This window comes from Grimontia sp. SpTr1, assembly GCF_947387585.1.
Taxonomy (GTDB): domain Bacteria; phylum Pseudomonadota; class Gammaproteobacteria; order Enterobacterales; family Vibrionaceae; genus Enterovibrio; species Enterovibrio indicus.
Window position 1 is genome coordinate 163,510 of the sequence record NZ_CANDOD010000009.1, and the last position, 19,649, is coordinate 183,158.

The 19,649-nt window shown below is 51.0% G+C and carries 23 protein-coding genes; 7 read left to right on the forward strand and 16 right to left on the reverse strand.

Annotation, left to right across the window (positions count from 1 at the left end; all coding sequences use genetic code 11):
• Positions 1 to 215: 215 nt before the first annotated feature.
• On the reverse strand, positions 216 to 1,076 hold the full coding sequence (gene ubiA, locus QL223_RS14380) for a 4-hydroxybenzoate octaprenyltransferase (RefSeq protein WP_046303385.1): 861 nt from the start codon (positions 1,074 to 1,076) through the stop codon (positions 216 to 218).
• On the reverse strand, positions 1,077 to 1,613 hold the full coding sequence (locus QL223_RS14385) for a chorismate lyase (protein ID WP_002535407.1): 537 nt from the start codon (positions 1,611 to 1,613) through the stop codon (positions 1,077 to 1,079).
• 201 nt (positions 1,614 to 1,814) lie between these two features.
• Here QL223_RS14385 and QL223_RS14390 point away from each other — a divergent pair, with 201 nt between their 5' ends.
• Positions 1,815 to 2,222, forward strand: a complete 408-nt coding sequence (locus QL223_RS14390) for a flagellar basal body-associated protein FliL (protein ID WP_039849444.1) — start codon at positions 1,815 to 1,817, stop codon at positions 2,220 to 2,222.
• 58 nt (positions 2,223 to 2,280) lie between these two features.
• Here QL223_RS14390 and glpD read toward each other — a convergent pair whose 3' ends face one another.
• The 8 genes from glpD to ftsY all read right to left on the reverse strand — a co-directional run bounded on the left by glpD (position 2,281) and on the right by ftsY (position 10,544).
• Complete coding sequence (gene glpD, locus QL223_RS14395) at positions 2,281 to 3,816, reverse strand: glycerol-3-phosphate dehydrogenase (protein ID WP_002535410.1); 1,536 nt, start codon at positions 3,814 to 3,816, stop codon at positions 2,281 to 2,283.
• Positions 3,817 to 3,967: 151 nt separating this feature from the next.
• The gene (locus QL223_RS14400; RefSeq protein ID WP_039849445.1) at positions 3,968 to 4,729 is read right to left on the reverse strand and encodes a DeoR/GlpR family transcriptional regulator; all 762 of its coding nucleotides are present in this window, start codon (positions 4,727 to 4,729) and stop codon (positions 3,968 to 3,970) included.
• A gap of 94 nt (positions 4,730 to 4,823) precedes the next feature.
• Positions 4,824 to 5,660, reverse strand: a complete 837-nt coding sequence (glpG, locus tag QL223_RS14405) for a rhomboid family intramembrane serine protease GlpG (RefSeq protein ID WP_002535413.1) — start codon at positions 5,658 to 5,660, stop codon at positions 4,824 to 4,826.
• Between the two features lie 22 nt (positions 5,661 to 5,682).
• Complete coding sequence (gene glpE / locus QL223_RS14410; RefSeq protein WP_002535414.1) at positions 5,683 to 6,012, reverse strand: thiosulfate sulfurtransferase GlpE; 330 nt, start codon at positions 6,010 to 6,012, stop codon at positions 5,683 to 5,685.
• 321 nt (positions 6,013 to 6,333) lie between these two features.
• Positions 6,334 to 7,197: an RNA polymerase sigma factor RpoH gene (gene rpoH, locus QL223_RS14415; RefSeq protein ID WP_002535417.1), complete on the reverse strand. Its 864-nt coding sequence runs from the start codon at positions 7,195 to 7,197 to the stop codon at positions 6,334 to 6,336.
• A gap of 128 nt (positions 7,198 to 7,325) precedes the next feature.
• The gene (gene ftsX / locus QL223_RS14420) at positions 7,326 to 8,231 is read right to left on the reverse strand and encodes a permease-like cell division protein FtsX (RefSeq protein ID WP_281545115.1); all 906 of its coding nucleotides are present in this window, start codon (positions 8,229 to 8,231) and stop codon (positions 7,326 to 7,328) included.
• Positions 8,224 to 8,889: a cell division ATP-binding protein FtsE gene (gene ftsE, locus QL223_RS14425; RefSeq protein WP_046303392.1), complete on the reverse strand. Its 666-nt coding sequence runs from the start codon at positions 8,887 to 8,889 to the stop codon at positions 8,224 to 8,226. The genes ftsX and ftsE overlap by 8 nt, the downstream gene beginning before the upstream one ends.
• A 5-nt stretch (positions 8,890 to 8,894) precedes the next feature.
• Positions 8,895 to 10,544: a signal recognition particle-docking protein FtsY gene (gene ftsY, locus QL223_RS14430; protein WP_002535425.1), complete on the reverse strand. Its 1,650-nt coding sequence runs from the start codon at positions 10,542 to 10,544 to the stop codon at positions 8,895 to 8,897.
• A 245-nt stretch (positions 10,545 to 10,789) separates the two neighbouring features.
• Between ftsY and rsmD the strand changes: the two genes are divergently transcribed.
• Together rsmD and QL223_RS14440 are read left to right on the forward strand one after the other, a co-directional pair.
• Positions 10,790 to 11,425: a 16S rRNA (guanine(966)-N(2))-methyltransferase RsmD gene (rsmD, locus tag QL223_RS14435; protein WP_002535426.1), complete on the forward strand. Its 636-nt coding sequence runs from the start codon at positions 10,790 to 10,792 to the stop codon at positions 11,423 to 11,425.
• Entirely contained in the window at positions 11,422 to 11,706 is a 285-nt protein-coding gene (locus QL223_RS14440; protein ID WP_002535427.1) for a DUF1145 domain-containing protein, read from the forward strand. Before rsmD ends, QL223_RS14440 begins: the two co-directional genes overlap by 4 nt.
• Before the next feature lie 49 nt (positions 11,707 to 11,755).
• Here QL223_RS14440 and QL223_RS14445 read toward each other — a convergent pair whose 3' ends face one another.
• The 4 genes from QL223_RS14445 to QL223_RS14460 all read right to left on the reverse strand — a co-directional run bounded on the left by QL223_RS14445 (position 11,756) and on the right by QL223_RS14460 (position 13,580).
• Entirely contained in the window at positions 11,756 to 11,992 is a 237-nt protein-coding gene (locus QL223_RS14445; protein WP_281545116.1) for a YecH family metal-binding protein, read from the reverse strand.
• Positions 11,993 to 12,075: 83 nt separating this feature from the next.
• Positions 12,076 to 12,387, reverse strand: coding sequence for a DUF2007 domain-containing protein (locus QL223_RS14450; protein WP_281545117.1), 312 nt, complete (start codon positions 12,385 to 12,387; stop codon positions 12,076 to 12,078).
• A gap of 9 nt (positions 12,388 to 12,396) precedes the next feature.
• Complete coding sequence (locus QL223_RS14455; protein ID WP_039849447.1) at positions 12,397 to 13,020, reverse strand: lysoplasmalogenase; 624 nt, start codon at positions 13,018 to 13,020, stop codon at positions 12,397 to 12,399.
• Between the two features lie 197 nt (positions 13,021 to 13,217).
• Positions 13,218 to 13,580, reverse strand: coding sequence for a hypothetical protein (locus QL223_RS14460; protein WP_062666829.1), 363 nt, complete (start codon positions 13,578 to 13,580; stop codon positions 13,218 to 13,220).
• A gap of 213 nt (positions 13,581 to 13,793) precedes the next feature.
• Here QL223_RS14460 and QL223_RS14465 point away from each other — a divergent pair, with 213 nt between their 5' ends.
• A complete protein-coding gene (locus tag QL223_RS14465; RefSeq protein ID WP_046303398.1) occupies positions 13,794 to 14,129 on the forward strand; it encodes a DUF2500 domain-containing protein in 336 nt (111 codons plus the stop codon).
• 10 nt (positions 14,130 to 14,139) lie between these two features.
• On the opposite strand, the gene QL223_RS14470 is transcribed toward QL223_RS14465, so the two are convergent.
• Positions 14,140 to 15,153 carry an acyltransferase family protein gene (locus QL223_RS14470; RefSeq protein WP_281545118.1) on the reverse strand — a complete coding sequence of 338 codons (1,014 nt, stop codon included), beginning with the start codon at positions 15,151 to 15,153 and terminating at the stop codon, positions 14,140 to 14,142.
• Between the two features lie 223 nt (positions 15,154 to 15,376).
• Here QL223_RS14470 and QL223_RS14475 point away from each other — a divergent pair, with 223 nt between their 5' ends.
• The 3 genes from QL223_RS14475 (at position 15,377) to QL223_RS14485 (ending at position 19,096) form a co-directional block, all read left to right on the forward strand.
• Positions 15,377 to 16,978 (forward strand): AbgT family transporter, encoded by a 1,602-nt coding sequence (locus QL223_RS14475; protein WP_046303400.1) that lies wholly within the window; start codon positions 15,377 to 15,379, stop codon positions 16,976 to 16,978.
• Positions 16,979 to 17,152: 174 nt separating this feature from the next.
• Positions 17,153 to 18,163, forward strand: coding sequence for an alpha/beta fold hydrolase (locus QL223_RS14480; RefSeq protein ID WP_281545119.1), 1,011 nt, complete (start codon positions 17,153 to 17,155; stop codon positions 18,161 to 18,163).
• A 132-nt stretch (positions 18,164 to 18,295) separates the two neighbouring features.
• On the forward strand, positions 18,296 to 19,096 hold the full coding sequence (locus QL223_RS14485) for a Cof-type HAD-IIB family hydrolase (RefSeq protein ID WP_281545120.1): 801 nt from the start codon (positions 18,296 to 18,298) through the stop codon (positions 19,094 to 19,096).
• Between the two features lie 54 nt (positions 19,097 to 19,150).
• Here the strand turns inward: QL223_RS14485 and QL223_RS14490 are convergent, their stop codons facing one another.
• On the reverse strand, positions 19,151 to 19,612 hold the full coding sequence (locus QL223_RS14490) for an EVE domain-containing protein (RefSeq protein ID WP_281545121.1): 462 nt from the start codon (positions 19,610 to 19,612) through the stop codon (positions 19,151 to 19,153).
• Positions 19,613 to 19,649 lie beyond the last annotated feature (37 nt).

A 19,649-nucleotide genomic window follows, 5' to 3' on the forward strand; every position in this document is an offset into this window, starting at 1 on the left:
CGTTCCTTTGTAGATGTAGTCATCTCCATCAAAAAGGAACAACAAAGAGCACGACGTCAGTCAACTCGCCCGAAGGGAGGCCCTCAATGCACTCACTTCTTCGTTAAATTCCACGAAAATAGAACAACTATTCCTCGCGAAATTTGCCTCGAATTGAACGCATTGATGGCCTCTGAATTCGAGCATCTTCAGGTTATTTGGGTATATTCAGCGTATCACTTGATCAGCACAGCAAGCGCCAAACCAATAAATACCAGCATGCCGACGTAGTTGTTATTCAGGAAGGCTTTGAAGCAAAGCTCTCTCTCACGGCCACGCGCCAGCCACTGCTGATAAACAAACAGCGCCGAAGCGGCCAACAGGAACCAGTAGTAAACCTGTGAAAGCTCGCTGAGGTAGCCCACCAGTACCAACAACAGGACCGTAATCAGCTGCAGTATACCAACGGCAATCTTGTCGAAGCGCCCAAAGAGAATGGCAGAAGATTTGATGCCGACTTTCAAATCATCATCGCGATCAACCATGGCATACAGGGTATCGTAAGCCACGGTCCATAACACATTGGCCAGAAACAACATCCACGCCACTGGCGGCAATTCGCCAGACTGCGCCGCATAGGCCATCGGGATCGCCCAGCTGAATGCCATGCCAAGCACCAACTGCGGCATATGGGTGAAGCGTTTCATAAAGGGATAGACAGACGCCAACAGTGCGGCAACCACAGATAGCTTGATGGTCAAAGGGTCAAGCGTAAGTACCAGCAGGAATGCGCCCAAAATCAGCAGACCAAACAGGGCTAATGCCTCTTTAGCGGTCACCAACCCTGACGGTAATGGACGGGCTTTGGTACGTTTCACATGACCATCAAAGTTGCGATCAGCGAAGTCGTTAATTACACATCCCGCTGCGCGCATCATAATAACGCCAAGTACGAAGACCACCAGTACGTGCAGGTTCGGCACTCCATCTGCTGCCAGAAACAATGCCCAAAGCGTTGGCCACAGCAGTAACAAACTACCGATTGGCCTGTCCATGCGCGTTAATTGCCAATACGCTCTCGCCTTGGCCGCATCCATTTAGCCTTCCTCCTGATACACCGGCGCATCCGGCAAAAACAGCTCGGAGACCAGCATCGGCTTTTCATTGACCCACAAACGCGAACGGCGCGCCAGCAGGGTTTGTCCTTCTACCACAACAGTCGTCACTTCAATGGCATCACGACGGGCATTGGCCTGATTAAACACGCGCTGCCCCAAAGGCACCGCGCCAAGATCTGCAATGTCTTGCTCTTTTTCTGTCAGGGTCGATTTAGGCACCAAAGTACGTGCACATAGCCATGCATCCCCATCGCCAGACAGGACCACTTCACGCACCAAACAAGACTCTTCACCCAACAGGCTGAGCTCGTTCTCAGTCAGGGCAGATTGTTCTATTTCATGTAAGCCCAACACCTCAACGGCCAGCGTACGACAGTGCGCTTTCAGCCTTTCTGTCATCGAGTGGCGTTCCAGTAACCACGCCCCTTCGCGGGTAGTTTCAAGTGTTTGCCAGTCTGGCTCCTCCCACTTTGCATTCATGAGAGCTTGTAAGTGTAATTCCTTGAATTCTGACATGTTATCCTGAGCCAAAGAGCAAAAAAACCACAAAACTTTCGCCGAATCGGCCAATAGTGTTTAGTATTAATATACCTAAACCACTTAGAGATTCGGGCTTTAAGTGGTTTAGGTATATTGCGCTATTGTACAGGCTGTGCCCCTATTCGCGCAGCTAAACTACCATAAGAGATTGATGAAATCCGGGGTTTGGCAAAAACCATGAAAAAAAATATCACTGCTGTTTTCGCCTTAATCGTGTCTCTGCTGTTTTCCCTTCCAACCTTGGCTGAGGAAGAGAATGCCGCACAGTTCAGCTATTTTACGCTTGAGCCAGAGATCACCACTAACTTTATTACGGAAGGCCGCAAACTTGGGTTTATTAATGTCCGAGTTGACCTAATGGTGGATGACCCTTCACTGATACAGATGCTGGAATATCACCAGCCGCTGATCCGCGACACCATCATTGAAGTGTTGAGCCAGGAAAATGAAGTGCGTGTGAAATCCCTCTCCGGGCGCGAGTCGATTCGCAAAGCGTGTCTGGACAAGGTAAACGAAATGCTATTGGCGGAAACCAACCAGAAAGTCATTGCTGATCTGCTGTTTACAAAATACTTGTACCAGTAAGCGTTAAGAACTGAAAAGGCGGCCAGAGAGCCGCCTTTTGTTTTTTTGCTTTCCGGACTCAGGCCGTCGCGGCCTCATCCATTGCTGATGCGCCTGTGGAAATGTAGTCAGCAACCAGTTGTTGCTGTTCCTTAGAAAGGTACAAGCCCAGTTTGGTGCGACGCCACAGCAAATCTTCAGCATCCTGCACATATTCAGATGCCATCAGATACTCCACTTCGCGCTGTGACAGACCTTCACCGAAGTCGATACCCAGATCAGCAGCGGTCTTCGCGCCATTGAGCCATACCCAGACGCGACTACCATAAGTGATGGCCAGACGGTTAGACGTGAAATCATCCATCCACGGACATTCTTGTTTCAAGCGCTGCTGCACATCGTCGAAGCTTGAAATATCCTCACCACCAGGCAACACCTGATCTGCGGTCCAGTCTTCACCCATCTCAGGGAAGAAAGGCTCCAGCTTATTCACCGCTGCACGAGCCAGTTTACGGTAGGTCGTCAGCTTTCCACCGAAAATGGTCAGCATAGGCGCATCACCGCCATTGTCATCCAGATCGAGGGTGTAATCACGGGTGATGGCTTGTGGTGAGTCAGATTCATCGTCACAAAGTGGGCGCACGCCGCTGTAGGTCCACACCACATCATCCGTACTTAACTGATGTTTAAAGTGCTGGTTATAAACATTCAGCACATAATCGACTTCTTTCTGTTCAATCGCCACTTCACGTGGGTCGCCTTTGTATTCCACATCAGTCGTACCAATGATGGAGAAGCGGTCAAGATACGGCAGCACAAACACAATACGGCCATCTTCGTTTTGCAGGATGTAAGCGGCCTCTTCGTTATGGACGCGAGGCACGACCACATGGCTGCCTTTGATCAGGCGAATGCCGCGAGGCGATTTGAGCGAGGTGCTATCGTCATAGAAGGATTTCACCCAAGGGCCGGCCGCATTCACCAACACTTTGCATCGGCGACTGAAAACTTCTTGAGTCACAGTATCGAGGATATCCACGTCCCAAACGCCACCGTTTCTCTCTGCGCGCACGACCTTACAGCGGTTACGCACTTCCGCGCCACGCTCGGCTGCGTCCATGACATTCAGGATCACCAATCGCGCGTCATCGACCCAGCAATCTGAGTATTCGAAACCCTTTGTCATTTCAGGCTTCAGGACAGAATCAGCACCAAAACGAAGCCCTTTACTGGCGGGCAAGGTGGTGCGCTTTCCAAGATGGTCATACATAAACAGACCGATACGGATCATCCAGGCCGGGCGAAGATGTGGGCGATGCGGCAAACGAAAACGCATCGGCCAGGCAAGGAATGGGGCTTTTTTCAAAAGCACTTCACGCTCGGCCAAGGCTTCACTGACCAAACGAAATTCATAATGCTCGAGGTAACGAAGGCCGCCGTGAATAAGTTTGGAGCTGGCTGAAGACGTCGCAGAAGCAAAGTCGGCCGCTTCATAAAGGCCAACACTCAAACCACGACCAGCAGCATCCGCAGCGATACCCGCGCCATTAATGCCGCCACCGACAACAATCACATCCAACACGTCGTTATTTTGATTTTCTTTTGCCTGTTCCATTACACCCTCACGCTCATACGAACATTTTAACTTTCGTTTTCGAGCATTCTAGTACAAAAAAGCGCCATCCCCAATGACAAAATGAAGAAAAATCGCGCATTACGGGCATAAAAAAACCGCCATCAGGCGGTTTTGTTGTCGGAAAGGAAAATCATTCGACCATTTCTATTTGAGTTTCAGTATCTTGCAACCGCGCTTGCAGCGTTTCCGGTAAAGGCGCATTGGTGAAAAGCATATCGACCTGCGCAATATCACCAACGTTCACCATGGCACTTCGGCCAAACTTGGTGTGGTCAACGGCCAGCATGACTGAGCGGCTGTTCTCCATAATGGCTTGCTTCACACGTACTTCGTGATAATCAAAATCCAACAGGCTACCGTCGAGGTCAATACCACTGATCCCCAGAATGCCGAAATCCAGACGGAACTGGGAAATGAAGTCCAGCGTCGCCTCACCCATAATGCCTCCATCACGGTTGCGCACTTCTCCACCCGCCATGATGATGCGAAAGTCTTCTTTGGCCATCAGAATACTGGCTGCATTGAGGTTATTGGTCACAATGCGCAGATCTTGGTGGTTCAGCAGTGCACGCGCGACCGCTTCCGGCGTGGTACCGATGTCGATAAACAGGGTCGCACCATCTGGAATATGCGCCACAAGCGCCTGTGCCAACTTATTCTTGGCTTCGTGCTGCATAGCCTTACGGGCGTCATAGGCGGTGTTAACAGAGCTGGAAGGGATGGTGGCGCCACCATGCTGGCGACGGATTTTGTTCTCGGCCGCAAGTTCGTTCAGGTCGCGGCGGATGGTTTGGGGGCTGACATCAAAGTGAGCCACCAGATCGTCAGTGCTGACGTATCCTTTGCTTCGAACAAGATCGAGTATTTCCTGGTGGCGTAATGTCTGTTTCACGGCATCCCCTGCGAAAAAGTAAAAACCACACACAGTTTACGTGGCTGCACTGGGAATGCCAATCAGGCCAGTTCAAGGATGAGCAGAGCTCACATTACCTCGCCTTTCTCAGTTTGGCGTCTATGAATCCAAGCGCACAGCCTGACACTAAACCGAAAAGGTGCGCCATATTGGCAATGGCCATACCGAAGGGTTCGAAAAAGCCCACGGCAAGCCAAAGCAGCATAAAGCCGACATAGGCCGGTTCAATCGAAAGTCCCCGCTCTGGTGCCAAAGCCCCCATGAGCCACAAGTAACCCAACAACGCATACACGACACCGGACATACCGCCGAAAGCCGGGCCTTCAAAGGCGTACTGACCAAGGCCGGAGAAAAGTGCCGTCAGCAGAAAAAGCTGCATGAGCTTGGCGCTACCACTGTGTTTTTCGATTTTGCCGCCAAGCACCCACCACCACAGCAGGTTGAAAACGATGTGAGTCGCGGAGAAATGAAGCAAGGCGTGAGAGAACAGCCGCCAAAGTTGCCATTGCTGGTCGTCTGTCGCCGGGAAGTGGAGCAGAGAGAACACATCATTGCCGAAACCCAAAGTCAGCCCGGCATACACCACAATACACACCACCATGATAGACAGCGTGAAAGGCCCTGCATTTTGTTTGAGCGAAGTCAGCAGTCCCTGACGTGGATAGAAAAACTTGGCGGTGCGGCTTTCAGCCATGTTCCACGACGCTGCCTGATATTTCTCATCACCCGGGTTTTGAAGGAAAGCGGCGAGTTCAGCTTCTGCCTCAATCTGGTACTGGCTATCTGCCAGCCATAAGGCAAACTGCCCTTCCCCCTCTGGCATCATCTGAATCGCGATGTTCCTTGATGCCATGTAATCGATAAAAGCCTGCGCGGCTCGGGGGTTAGAAAGTGCAGTCAGCCTTATCATAGTACCTCTTCGTTGTTTTCGATCAGATGCCCGATTCCACCGGCAGGGATTGTCGGTGCCAGGCTTCGAATCCACCATCTACACTGTACACCTGCTCAAAGCCTTGGTTAATCAAATATTGTGCTGCGCCCTGACTGCTCACGCCGTGGTAACACATCACCAATACTGGCTGCTCGAAGTCCACTTCATTCATAAACTGCACAATGGAGTCATTGGTAAGGTGAAATGCGCCCTGTGGATGAGATAACTGAAATGACTGAGGATCCCGGATATCCACCATCACAGCGTGATGATCATCACCCTCCAGCATTGCCAAAGCGTCCGTTACAGAGATATGCGCAAATTGTTCCATGGGTTATTCCACTCCCGTCTGACCTGATCAATATACGTCTCCCGGCCACTTATGGCTCCAAGACACGTAAAACAGCATTGTACATGACTTTTTTCTTCACCATGCCATGGAGAATACAAGGACTTTGTATGCTTTTTCACCACCTGTGGAAAACACTGTGGATTGCGTTGATAAAGTATGATCTGAAAGCCGGATCCACTATATGTTGTGTTGATCGTAATAAAACTGTGGAAAACATTTTTATCGGAGCGATTTTGGAAGAATTTCAGGTACAAAAAAACCGACAATCTGTCGGTTTTCTTCAACGTATTCAGTAGGCAATCACAAAGCGTCGCCAACGGCTTCTTTCAGTTTACGCATCGCGTTCTTTTCAAGTTGACGGATACGCTCTGCAGACACCTGATAGTGATCAGCCAGTTCCTGCAAAGTGGCTTTGTTGTCATCGTCCAGCCAGCGTGAACGGATAATGTGCTGGCTACGCTCGTCGAGTCCGGACATGGCTTGTGCCAGGCGACGATTCGCGTGGTCTTCCCAGTTCTGTGATTCCAGGTTGGTCGCGACATCCGAGCTTTTATCTTCCAGATAGAAGACAGGAGCAACTGCACCGCCTTCACGCTCATCATCATCTGCGCCAGCGTCAAACCCAGCATCTTGCGCCGCAAGACGGGATTCCATCTCGCGCACTTCTGCCGCATCAACGCCCAGCTGGTCTGCGACCATATTCACTTCTTCGGCGTTGAACCAGCCCAGACGCTTCTTAGACTTACGCAGGTTGAAGAACAACTTACGTTGCGCCTTGGTGGTTGCGACTTTCACGATACGCCAGTTACGCAGTACGTACTCGTGAATTTCTGCTTTGATCCAGTGAACAGCGAAAGATACCAGACGCACACCCACTTCCGGGTTAAAGCGCTTCACGGCCTTCATCAGACCAATGTTACCTTCCTGCACCAAATCAGACACTGGCAATCCATAACCGGAATAACCACGGGCGATATGAACAACAAATCGCAGGTGAGACAGGATCAGGCCTTTCGCCGCATCCAGATCTTCCTCGTAGTGAAGACGTTCTGCCAGCTCACGCTCCTCGTCCGCAGACAGCATTGGGTAGCCGTTTACCTGCTGCAGATAGCTATCAAGGCTATCTTGGGAGATGGGGGCCAGTGCATACATCTCTGTTGTCATTTTCACCTCTTTTCGACTTTATCGAACTATTCTTCGCTTTCGAAGCGAACCAGATACTCTACTCGAGTTCAAAAAAACTGCAAGTAGGTACCATTTTGTGACCTGCTTTTATCGGATAGGTTCAAACATCAAACAGGTTCAATATCCCGCATATGTTTTGCTGCGGCGAGTCTGGCAGCCAGAAGGCCAATCAGTCCTGACACCATCAGCAAAATCAGCCCTTCTTCAAGGCTTAGTGCCGATAGCCTGAAACCGCTGCTATATAATGTAGCCAATTTTGCAACGGCTGCATCCAAAAGTAGGCTGTTTACCATAGTGACCAACCAAGCCACCATGGCCCCAGACAACGCCAGCCAAACGCCAGTGTATAAATAAGGGCGTAGGATGTAGCTGTCGGTCGCACCCACCAGCTTCATGACCTGAATCTCTTCTTTCTGGCTCTGTACCTGCAGGCGCAAGGTGTTGCCGATAATCAGGAACACTGCCATTAGCAATAGACCGGAGAACACCCAGGTTAATGTCAGCACCAGTGATTCAATGGCAGACAGACGTTGCAGCCAATCGCTGTCGAGACGCACTTCTTCCACCTCTGATGTGGCTCGCAATTTAGCGGCAAGGGCAGTCACTGCCGCCGCATCATCACTCGCAGGCGTCAACACCACTACCGCGGGCAGCGGGTTATCTTCCAGAAGGCTTACGGCTTCTTCAAACCCTTGGATCTGTCGAAGCTCGGTTAATCCCTGCTCCGGCGAAATAAATTCAGCAGTCGCCACTTCAGACCAGGCTGCAAGTTCTTCGCCAAAAGCTTCCGCGCGGCTTTCCGACACTGGGTTCAGATAGACCGTTAATTGATTGGGAGCCTGCCACTCTTGCGTCACTGCAACGACGTTTTTCGCCAGCATAAACAGCGTGGCCGGCAGTGCCAGTGAAAATGCAAGAGCAAGAACCGTAAGCAGGTTCCCTAGTGGTTTCGCCATTAAATCGCGAAACGCCTGACCGCCCTGCTGTTTGTGCACAGAAATGAAGTTAGCCACGTGTCACCTCCGACAAGTGACCCTGATTCAATTCAAAACGGCGCATGTCATACCGGTTGAGTAGCGACGTATCGTGGGTGGCCATCAATATGGTCACACCGACTTGGTTAAACTGGCGGAACAGTTCCATGATTTGCTGCGACAAATCTGCATCCAGGTTACCCGTTGGCTCATCAGCCACCAGCACCATCGGGCGGTTGACCACAGCACGGGCAATGCCCACGCGTTGCTGTTCACCACCGGAAAGCTGAATCGGCAAGCAGGCCGCCTTATCCAGCAAACCTACTTTATCCAGTGCCGCTGACACACGTTTCTTGATGTCGTTTTCACTCGCCTGTTCGATACGGAGCGGCAATGCCACATTGTCGAACACGCTTCTGTCCATCAGGAGCTTGTGATCCTGAAAAATCACACCGATATGACGGCGCAGAAAAGGAATGTCTTTTCGCGCAATGCGTGAGATGTCGTGGTCATTAAACAGAACTTGTCCGTCACTTGGCCGCTCAATCGCACACAGCAATTTCAGCAGGGTACTTTTCCCCGCACCTGAGTGACCGGTCAAAAACGCCATGTCACCCTTGGGTAAGTGAAAACTCACTTTTTGCAGTGCCTGCTGCCCACCGCGGTAGGCCTTACTTACCTGCTGAAACTGGATCACGCCTATCAGTCCTCCTGACTAAACAGAGCTTCGATAAAGTCTTCCGCCACAAACGGACGTAGATCGTCAATGCCTTCACCCACACCGATATAGCGGATTGGGATGTTGAATTGGTCAGCCACCGCGAAAATCACGCCACCTTTCGCCGTACCATCCAACTTGGTCAGAGTGATACCTGAAAGTGGTGCGATGTCGTTAAACAGACGCGCCTGACTGATCGCGTTTTGGCCTGTGCCTGCATCAATGGTCAGCATGATTTCATGTGGCGCATTCTCGTCGAGCTTTTTCATCACGCGGACGATTTTCTTCAGCTCTTCCATCAGGTTAGCTTTGTTTTGAAGACGACCCGCGGTATCGGCAATCACCACATCCACATTACGTGCTTTTGCAGCTTCAATCGCGTCATAGATCACTGATGCACTGTCCGCACCTGTGTGCTGTGCAATCACAGGAACGTTATTACGATCGCCCCATACTTGCAGCTGTTCGACTGCGGCTGCGCGGAAAGTGTCACCTGCCGCCAGCATGACTGACTTACCCTGCTGCTGGAATTGCTTGGCAAGTTTACCGATGGTGGTGGTTTTACCCACACCATTCACGCCAACCATCAAGATGACGAATGGGCCATCTTTTTTCTCAACGTCCAGTGGCTTTTCCACCTTGCTCAGGATGTCTGCCATTTCTTGCTTGAGGATGCCGTAAAGCGCTTCACCATCTTTTAACTCTTTGCGAGACGCTTTGTCAGTGAGGCTATCGATGATCTTGGTAGTGGTGTCCATGCCCACATCAGCAATCAGCAACTGCTCTTCGAGCTCTTCAAAAAGCTCATCGTCAATTTTCTTACCGCTGAACAGACCAAAGAAACCTGCGCCCAGATTGACTTTAGTTTTCTGAAGGCCGCGTTTCAGGCGCGCAAAGAAGCCTTCTTTTTTCGGTTTTTCCTGCTCAGCCTGAGCCGCTTGCTCCGCAGCAAGACGCGCTTGTTCTTCCGCCTGCGCTTTCGCTTCAGCTTCTGCCGCCAAACGGGCTTGCTCTTCCGCTTGCGCCTTCGCTTCAGCTTCTGCCGCTAAACGGGCTTCTTCTTCCGCCTGCGCTTTCGCTTCAGCTTCTGCCGCTAAACGGGCTTGTTCCTCCGCCAGTGCTTTTGCTTCGGCTTCTGCTGCCAAACGGGCTGCTTCTTCTGCCTGCGCTTTCGCCTCAGCTTCTGCGGCTAAACGGGCTTCTTCTTCCGCCTGCGCTTTCGCTTCAGCTTCTGCAGCGACACGGGCTGCTTCTTCCGCCTGCGCTTTCGCTTCAGCTTCTGCCACCAGACGGGCTTGTTCTTCTGCCTGTGCTTTCGCTTCGGCTTCCGCCACCAAACGGGCTTCTTCTTCCGCCTGCGCCTTCGCTTCTGCTTCTGCCGCTAAGCGAGCTTGTTCTTCCGCCTGAGCTTTCGCCTCAGCTTCTGCCGCTAAGCGAGCTTGTTCTTCCGCTTGCGCCTTCGCTTCTGCTTCCGCCGCTAAACGGGCTTCTTCTTCCGCCTGCGCTTTGGCTTTGGCTTCGGCTTCTGCCGCTAAGCGCGCTTGTTCTGCGGCTTTTTGCTGAGCATCTTGTTCGTCATTTTTTCGGCCGAAACCCAGCCAGGACATAAATCCGCGTTTCTTTTTTTCTGCCATTGGCAAATCCTAAAGCTTGATTGGTACAATCGGCGCGATAACAGCGAGCTGATCTAAAACTGTGAACACTGCGCCTAAGTCAATGCAGTGTGGTAACGGTGGGTAAATGCATACCTATTCTCGACGCAGCAACCCCGGCGAAAGTGGCCAAAGCCCTTACGTCGCTAACTGAATAAGATTGGGGAAAATGCAGAGCCATTACCGAACGCGTATAGTCTAACACCTTCTTAGCGGTCAAAAAATCTATGGTACGACGTAACCCTAAAAACCCTGCGAACCGAAACATCGGTCGCGGTAATGCTTCAGCAGCAAATGCAGGAGGCGGATCGGGATTTGTCCGCATCATCGCCGGCAAGTGGCGTGGTCGCAAATTGCCGGTAAAAAACGTGGAAGGCCTGCGCCCCACAACAGATCGCGTGAAGGAAACGGTCTTTAACTGGCTGGCCGCAGATTTGTATGAAGCGCGCTGTCTGGATGTGTTCGCCGGCAGTGGCGGTTTGGGGCTGGAAGCCTTGTCCCGTCAGGCAGAGCAAGTGACACTGCTGGAGCTGGACAAAGGCGCAGCGACCCAAATCAGTCAGAATCTCAATACGCTGAAAGCGGATAACGCGACAGTGCACAATACTGATGCATTGTCGTATCTCTCCAATAAAGGGCAGCCGTTTGATGTGGTTTTCATTGACCCACCGTTTCGTAAAGACTTGCTGAGTGACATTATCAGCAAACTTGAGCAGAACGGATGGTTAAGCCACAACGCGCTGATTTACATTGAGGCGGAAAAAGAACTGGGACAACCGGTTGTGCCGACTCATTGGGACATGATTAAGGAAAAACATGCCGGACAAGTCAGTTTCCGGCTGTATCAAAGAGAGGAAAAATGAAAGCACTCATCCTGTTAGCAAAAGCGGCCATCGGCTTTGTCTGGTTTGTTCTGTTCGCCAATATCGTGCATCCGTTTCCGGGGGTGGCAGCGATGGCGCTATACATCATGACCGCTTTCCTGTTCTGTATGCACGGCCTGCAAATGCTGATCTTCATCGGTGCCTTCGGCGACAAGATCAACATGACGAAATGGGAGAAGTGGTCGATCCTATTTTTCGGGATCTTTGCCCTGCTCGATATTCGCCGCAAGTACATGGTTGGCGACAACGTGAAAGAATAAGATGAAAAAGGCCTCAGTAGAGGCCTTTTTCACGTCAGTTCGCCGCAGTTTAGTGATTACAGACCCGCGCTTCATTGACTGAAATCGCACCCATGTCTTCAAAGATTTTTTTGCGACGACGTAGAAACTCCAGCATTTCGCTGAAAGAAAGTCCTTGTTGGCTGCAGGTATGAAAACGCGCACTCACGCCCCATTGACCATCGACCCAGTGAGTCAGCGCCTGTTCGGACATTGGCTGTTGCTTGAGATGATTAAGGATCTCATGCACATGAATTGATGCAAGCATGTTGGCTCCACTCTATTAGTCATTGCGCATATAGAATCACAGCGACGCCTACAGAATCTTGATATAAAGCAAAGCTTAATCAGCTAGCGCTCGCTGCGTGGTGTGCTGCACTGCCAACAAATCTCAAAGCTGCCGCCGTTTTCCTCTCCACAGGCGTGACAAAACCAGACTTGTTCAGCCTGTGCTTCGTAGTCATTGAGGGCCTGGCGTGCTTGCTGCTCGCGCATGGCATCCACCCAAAGCGTCACTGCAATAGCATCAGAAGGGAGTTCACCGGTCGCACTGGAAAGGGACTCTCCTTTCAACACCACCTCAATGCCCATGCTTTCCAGCATGCCTTTAAGGCTATGCGCCTCAAGTGAATTGCTCGCACTATACACCTGAACCCAAGACATCTTTACCTCCTACGACAATATGGAGAGCGTGATCAGCCCTTGCGCGCAAAAGTAAGTGCTCATGATGAGCAGCACTGAGGTTTTGAAAGGGCCTTTGAAACGGTCAAACGCCAATACAGTGTCAGACACCATAAACAGCAATGCACCACCGAAAGCATGTGCCGCGACCTGCGTTTGAGCATTCATCCAGAATTCCCCTGCGCCCCAGGCCATTTGGGCAATCACCGCAATGTATACCCCAACAGGAATGAGCAAAGGGCCAAGGTTGGGAAGAAGAAGCAGGAAGACGATGACGCTCGCTGCGCCAATCAAAGAAGGCAGCCACCAGACCATTGGGCCTTCGAACTGCTGCCAGAAAGCAACGCTGTAGAGTATGTGCGCCACCAGAAAACTCAATAAGCCCGGAATAAACCGGTCTTTTGGCAACATGAGGAAAATATCGCCGACCAGCGAGAAAGCAAGCCCGGTAAGGATCAGGTAGGTATAGCTGTTCGCTTCACCGCCCATCATGCCAATCAACATCATCAAGGCGATCGTCAGGGGCTTGAACAGATAAAACTGCCATTGAGGCCCTTTATACGCGGCATTGATGTGTAGTAGGCCTGAAAAGCAGACGGCAACCCAACTCAACATGATTTATTCCCTTAAATTGCGAGCCAACCAAGTCTAGAGATGCAGGATTTATTGTCCACCGCACACGTCTCAGAAAGCGAACAAGGCATCAAAAGCACTTTTATACCCGCAACAAGGGTAAGTGTTTACATATAACTTTCAGTCTCGATTAAAAGAAAAAGGCACGGAAAACCGTGCCTTAGTCAATCATGCTGCCGCTACTGCCCGACGATATGTCGCCAGTTTTCGATATAAAACCAGACCGCTCCCGCCGTCACGGCGAAGATCAGGAACAGGGCAATACGCCAGATGGTGCGGCTGCTTCGTGGCAGCAATTCTTTTTCACACTGCTTACATGCACTCATGAATCCGCGCATGTCATCCACTTCATAGCCATCTTCATGCACGGCTTTGTTGCGGATGGTGGCAATGAAGCGAAGCTTGGCAATCACATCATGTGGCAACCGTTCCTGACAGCTACTCACCAATTCATGCAATCCACGACCTTCTGCGTGGTAGTGTTCTTTGAGGAGCCGTTCCAGACGCCGACTCTGTCTCACGACAATGGCAATTTCATCCATGAAGGCCTCCTTTTAGTAGATAGTGCACCTCATATCATTAGCTTACGTCATAACACTAAAACTGAGAATGCACTTTAACTTTGTTTACATTAGCGCCAATGCTGAGCAGGATAAGTGGAGTGGATCACGAAATTTCTGCTCATCAGGTTTGCGAAATGGGTCTGTGAAGTAGACTCATTGCCGACCGATAATGGCCGGATAAAGGAGAACACCGTGCCGATTTCTGTGATATTGCTCGTAGGCGCCCTCGCGGTGATCGCTGGTGTTTACTTTGTACTGACCATGCAAAAGCACATGCTGGGCCAAGGGGCGGAAGAGCGTTCTATTGATATCCGTATTCTCGACAAACAGTCTGTCGCCATTCCCGACCCGCAGCAGCATGAAGATCCGGAAGAGTATTGGATCTATGTCGAGCCGATTGAAGGCGGACCAAAACGGGAATTTCAGGTGGGTATTCACTATTACCATGCCCTACAACCCGGTGATTGCGGCACCCTGACCTATCGCGGCGCTGAATTTATCCACTTCGCGAAGCTACAGCGCCACTAAAGCCTTCGTCTTATGGCACCAACCATGACGTGAAGCGCGACTTCGACAATCCCACACTGGCCATGTAAGACAACACGAACACGGCCAGTGTCACCAAGGGGATGGTCAGCCATGTCATTCCCGGCGTGAACGCCAACTCCCTCACAGGCCAGAGAAAGACGGGATGCACCAGATAAATCCCCAGCGAATGACGGCTAACCGCCACGACCTTTCGCTGCATAGGCTCAGATACCCGCTCCGCCCAATGTTGGCAAAGCCCGAATACCATCGCAGCAATCAATACCGTGTTCAGGGTTTTATAGGAAAACCATCCCGCACTTGTGTATCGACTTCTTGAGACGCTTTCAGAAATGGCGGTGTACTCGGTTGCCACCAGCGCCGAGATGCCGATAAACAGCAGCCACTTCAACGGCAGTTTGCTTTGGTGCAACAAATAACCCAGCAGCAAATAGCCGCCATAAAGCACCAAGTCTTCCACCAGCCCCAGCGATATACCGGCAAGCCGCGCTGCGCTCAGGACGAACCAAGACCCCAACAACGCATAAAAGAGCCCCGGATCATCCCGTTGGGCAACAGGACGCAATATCGGCACTAAGAGGTAAAGCGGAATAAAGTAATAGAAAAAACCCAAGTGATAGTAAGTTTCTTCGGTTGGAAAGGAGGTTAACCGCTGTACAGTTTCCGTCCAATTTACATTTTGTAACGAAATCCCGGCCAATACCGCGTAAAAAACCGACCATGCAACAAACGGCACGAACACTTTCATAACCCGTCGACGGACAAAGTATCCCGGCGAAAATGGACGGGTGTCTGAAAGTAATAATGCACCGGTGATCATAATAAAAACCGGGACAGCCCAGCGACTTGCGCCATTAATAGCTATCGCTGAAACCCAGTCGCCTTGCGGGATTTCGCCCATCAGGTAGCGATAAGGCCCCAACACATGAATGGCGATCACTGCCACTGCGGCGACCACCCGCAACAGCTCAATATAAAAGACTTTTTTCTGGGTTTGGCAGCTCAAACTTTATGTTCTCTCTTCATGTTCAATTTCCACACTAACCGTCGGTGACATTTCCATCAATCCGAATATAAAACAAACAATATTAACCACCATTTATTAATTTATTGTTAATTTTTATACCTACAAAAGTCATGTTTAATAGCATCAAGTATTGCAAAGTGACATTTTTATGACCTAGGATGCTTTTCAATTAAATGGACCGTTGTATGACATGGAGGATCTGATGCAGTCATCAGCTTCGCAACAACAATCTGGCGGGAAGCCGAACAAGTCGTTTTTTTCCCGTTTTCTCGATACCGTCGAATTCCTCGGCAACCTTCTTCCTCACCCGGTAACCCTGTTTGCCATTCTGTGTGTGATCATTTTCTTTGCATCGGGTATCGCCGGCTATTTTGGCCTTTCTGTCGCTGACCCTCGTCCGGAAGGTGCAGCAGGCCGAGCTGCCGATGGCATGATTTACGTCAACAGCCTGCTAAATGCCGAAGGCGTGCAACTTATCGTTACCAACCTGGTGAAAAACTTCACCGGCTTTGCGCCACTAGGTACCGTGCTGGTTGCCATGATGGGTGTGGCGGTTGCTGAGCACTCAGGCCTGCTGTCTGCCACCATGCGTTCTATGGTGATGGGCGCCTCTCGCCGTATGGTCACACTGACCGTGGTATTCGCAGGTATCATCTCTAACACCGCTTCTGAGCTTGGCTATGTGGTACTGATCCCACTGGCAGCGATGATCTTCCACTCTTTGGGTCGTCACCCACTGGCGGGTCTGGCTGCAGCATTTGCGGGCGTATCCGGCGGCTATTCAGCGAACCTGCTACTGGGTACCGTTGACCCGCTGCTGTCAGGCATTACTGAAACCTCGGCACAGATGATTGACCCAACTTACACGGTTGGCCCTGAAGCAAACTGGTACTTCATGTTTGCCTCCACCTTCCTCATCACCATTCTGGGTGCCTTGGTGACTGAGAAAATCGTTGAGCCGAAACTGGGCAAATACGACCAATCGATGGCAGCGGAAGATTTCGAGGCCAAAGAAGCGGGTAAAGTGACTGCGATTGAGAAGCGCGGTATGCGTAATGCAGGTATCGCTGCACTGGCAGTATCAGCCGTGCTGGCGCTGACCATCGTGCCTGAGTGGGGCATCCTGCGTCACCCGGAAACCGGTGAAGTGGCAGGCTCTCCGTTCCTGAAAGGCATCGTGGCCTTCATTCTGGTGTTCTTTGCGATTCCTGGTTTTGTTTATGGTAAGACTGTCGGCACCATGAAGAACGACCGCGACGTGATTGATGCGATGGCGAAATCCATCAGCGCCATGGGTCTGTACATCGTACTGGTGTTCTTCGCGGCGCAATTCGTTGCTCTGTTCAAATGGACCAACTTTGGTCAGGTGATTGCAGTCGGTGGTGCAGACTTCCTTCAAAGCATCGGTCTGACAGGCCCAATGCTGTTCTTCGCCTTCATCATCATGTGCGGCATCATCAACCTGACTTTGGGTTCGGCGTCAGCACAATGGGCAGTTACCGCGCCAATCTTCGTCCCTATGCTGATGCTGGTTGGCTACGCGCCGGAGACTATTCAGGCGGCTTACCGTATCGGTGATTCAGTGACCAACCTTATCACCCCGATGATGAGTTACTTCGGCCTGATTCTGGCAGTCGCAGCAAGATATAAGCGTGACTTGGGTATCGGTACTTTGATTGCCACCATGCTGCCATACACACTGGTGTTTCTGGCGGGCTGGAGCGTGTTCTTCTACCTGTGGGTATTCGTGGCAGGCTTCCCAGTCGGTCCGGGCGCTGAGACCTATTTCAACTTCCAACAGTAAGTGTGAAACTCTCTTCCCTAAACAGCCGGTCTTGACCGGCTGTTTTTCTTTTACGTTATGCGTGACGTTTCACCCGCTGATAGAATCCTTTATTAACCTGAGTGAAAACGCCATAAACTCGGGTCTGTTTGCCATTAAGTGATATGCTAATAAGAAAACAACGCCGGATTCCACATGCCAATTGAACACCCTTTTTTATTTTCCCGCGAGGATGCGCTAACCGAGACCATGGAAAAGGTGATTGCCCCGTTTTGGGCGAACCGTCAGCACGGTGAATTCGTCGGCCATGATGGCCTGCGTTTGAACTGGTGCGCCTTTACCAAGCCCGAGCACACCCGCGCGATTGTGGTGGTCAATGGGCGTATTGAGGGGGTGGCGAAATATCAGGAAATTTTTTTCGACCTCTTCAACCAAGGCTTTGATGTTTACAGCTATGACCACCGTGGTCAGGGCCACAGCCAGCGTCTGGTGACAGGTTCAGATATCGGCCATGTGGTGGAGTTCGACCATTACGTTGACGACCTCGATACCTTTATCAATGAAGTCGTCACCACCAAGACACACAGCCAGCGCATGATCCTTGCCCATTCCATGGGTGGTGCTATTTCTGTGCTTTATGCTGCGCGTAAACCCAATGCCATTGATGCGATTGCGCTCAGCGCACCCATGCTCGGCATTAACTTGTCACGCCCTTTGCAAATGGCTGCCAAGCCGCTGTGTAAAGTGCTGTCTAAGCTCCAGCACCCAGCTGGTTTCGCGCCGGGTCAGGTGCCGTATTGGGCAAAGCCTTTCAAGCACAACCTGCTGACGCAATCTGAAGCACGTTATCAGTGGTTCCGCGAACTGTATGAAAGTGACGAGACACTAAAGGTGGGTGGCCCGAGCGCGCAGTGGATTTGGCAAAGTATGGACGCCTGCGAGCGCGCCGTAAAAACCGCCACTGACATCGATATGCCAATCCTGCTAATGCAAGCCGCACGTGATGAGATTGTCTGCAATGGCGTGATGTTCCAATTCCACCGTGAGCGTCAGGCAGCAGGCCTGCCGATTCAGTTCGAAATTCTGGCCGACTCCCGCCATGAACTCTTGTTCGAGCGCGACGTGACCCGCGATAAATCACTGACATTGGCTCTGACATTTTTCGACTCGCTCAGTGAAGAAACCGAGCTAGAACAAACCGCATAAGCCTATCTAAATTTCCGGTCAGTTTTTTCCTAAAGCGGAAAAATTGGCCGGCATTTTGATCCCTTTTATTTCCCCTTTTTCCGGATACACTGAAGAAGTGTTTAAAACATCTTCTCTCCTATTGAGGTATCCATGTACAAAATCGTTGCATCTGATCTCGACGGCACTCTACTTACTCCTGAACACACCATCGCACCTTTTACCCGCGATGTACTTCAGCGCCTTCACGTAAAAGGCGAACACTTCGTGTTTGCCACTGGCCGTCACCACATCGATGTGGCACATATTCGCGAAGGTGTGGGTATTCCAGCCTGCATGATCACCTCTAACGGTGCCCGCGTGCATGACGAAAATGACAAGCTGATCTTCAGCCGTAATGTTGACCCTGCATTGGTTGCTCAACTGGTGGAAATGGTGAAAGACGACGAAACCGTGACGATTCACATCTACCGCGAAAATGACTGGTTGCTGAGCCGCGTTGACGAAGACTTATCGGAATACCACAAAGATTCCGGCTTCAGCTTCAAAGAGTTCGATGTGGAAAACCCACCAGTTGATGACGTGGCGAAAATCTTCTTCATCCGCCACGACCACGATTACCTGATGGGTTACGAGCAAAAATTCATCGAAACCTTTGGCGATAAAGTTAGCGTGGCGTTTTCTACCCCATTCTGCCTGGAAGTGATGGCATCTGGCGTGTCGAAAGGTGAGGCGCTGAAAGCAGTAGCAGAAATCAAAGGTTTCAGCCTGAACGAGTGCATCGCGTTTGGTGATGGTATGAATGACGTGGAAATGCTGAGTGCTGCGAAGAAAGGCCTCATCATGGAAACAGCACACCCGCGCGTGAAAGCGACCTTGCCGGACAATGAAGTGATTGGCAGCAACGCCGAAGAAGCGGTTGCCCGTTACTTGGAAACTCATCTACTGGGCTAACAACGCCGCTAAGTAGATAGCCAAACGGCAGCGCTCCCCCTCGCTGCCGTTTTTTTATGGCCGTTTTTCAGACATTGCGATAATTTCATCCCACTGCGCGTCGGTCACCGGCATGATGCTCAGGCGACTGCCCTTCTTTACCAGCGGCAACTCTTCCAGTGCCGGATTCGCTTTGATGCGTGCCAAAGAGACATATTTCAGGTGTTGTCGGTATTCCAGATCCACCATGATCCAACGGGGATTGTCCGGCGAGCTTTTGGGATCAAAATAGGCACTTTCCGGGTCGAACTGGAAATGATCGGGATAAGCTTCTTTCACCACTTCCGCGATACCCACCACACCCACATCCTTACAAGAAGAGTGGTAAATAAACACTTTATCGCCAAGCTTCATCCCATCACGCATCATGTTTCGTGCCTGATAATTTCGCACACCTTCCCAGCAAGAGACCTTTTGTTGTTTTAAGGTGTCTATAGAAAAGGTATCGGGCTCGGTTTTCATCAGCCAATACGCCATAATTTCCCCGTTTCAGCTTTTGGTTTTTCCAAAGTTG

Excerpts from the sequence above, each read along its gene's own strand:
- ubiA (WP_046303385.1), bottom strand. The coding sequence starts at position 1,076 with ATGGATGCGGCCAAGGCGAGAGCGTATTGGCAATTAACGCGCATGGAC.
- QL223_RS14385 (WP_002535407.1), bottom strand. The coding sequence starts at position 1,613 with ATGTCAGAATTCAAGGAATTACACTTACAAGCTCTCATGAATGCAAAG.
- QL223_RS14390 (WP_039849444.1), top strand. The coding sequence starts at position 1,815 with ATGAAAAAAAATATCACTGCTGTTTTCGCCTTAATCGTGTCTCTGCTG.
- glpD (WP_002535410.1), bottom strand. The coding sequence starts at position 3,816 with ATGGAACAGGCAAAAGAAAATCAAAATAACGACGTGTTGGATGTGATT.
- glpG (WP_002535413.1), bottom strand. The coding sequence starts at position 5,660 with ATGATAAGGCTGACTGCACTTTCTAACCCCCGAGCCGCGCAGGCTTTT.
- glpE (WP_002535414.1), bottom strand. The coding sequence starts at position 6,012 with ATGGAACAATTTGCGCATATCTCTGTAACGGACGCTTTGGCAATGCTG.
- rpoH (WP_002535417.1), bottom strand. The coding sequence starts at position 7,197 with ATGACAACAGAGATGTATGCACTGGCCCCCATCTCCCAAGATAGCCTT.
- ftsY (WP_002535425.1), bottom strand. The coding sequence starts at position 10,544 with ATGGCAGAAAAAAAGAAACGCGGATTTATGTCCTGGCTGGGTTTCGGC.
- rsmD (WP_002535426.1), top strand. The coding sequence starts at position 10,790 with ATGGTACGACGTAACCCTAAAAACCCTGCGAACCGAAACATCGGTCGC.
- QL223_RS14440 (WP_002535427.1), top strand. The coding sequence starts at position 11,422 with ATGAAAGCACTCATCCTGTTAGCAAAAGCGGCCATCGGCTTTGTCTGG.
- QL223_RS14445 (WP_281545116.1), bottom strand. The coding sequence starts at position 11,992 with ATGCTTGCATCAATTCATGTGCATGAGATCCTTAATCATCTCAAGCAA.
- QL223_RS14450 (WP_281545117.1), bottom strand. The coding sequence starts at position 12,387 with ATGTCTTGGGTTCAGGTGTATAGTGCGAGCAATTCACTTGAGGCGCAT.
- QL223_RS14455 (WP_039849447.1), bottom strand. The coding sequence starts at position 13,020 with ATGTTGAGTTGGGTTGCCGTCTGCTTTTCAGGCCTACTACACATCAAT.
- QL223_RS14460 (WP_062666829.1), bottom strand. The coding sequence starts at position 13,580 with ATGGATGAAATTGCCATTGTCGTGAGACAGAGTCGGCGTCTGGAACGG.
- QL223_RS14475 (WP_046303400.1), top strand. The coding sequence starts at position 15,377 with ATGCAGTCATCAGCTTCGCAACAACAATCTGGCGGGAAGCCGAACAAG.
- QL223_RS14480 (WP_281545119.1), top strand. The coding sequence starts at position 17,153 with ATGCCAATTGAACACCCTTTTTTATTTTCCCGCGAGGATGCGCTAACC.
- QL223_RS14485 (WP_281545120.1), top strand. The coding sequence starts at position 18,296 with ATGTACAAAATCGTTGCATCTGATCTCGACGGCACTCTACTTACTCCT.
- QL223_RS14490 (WP_281545121.1), bottom strand. The coding sequence starts at position 19,612 with ATGGCGTATTGGCTGATGAAAACCGAGCCCGATACCTTTTCTATAGAC.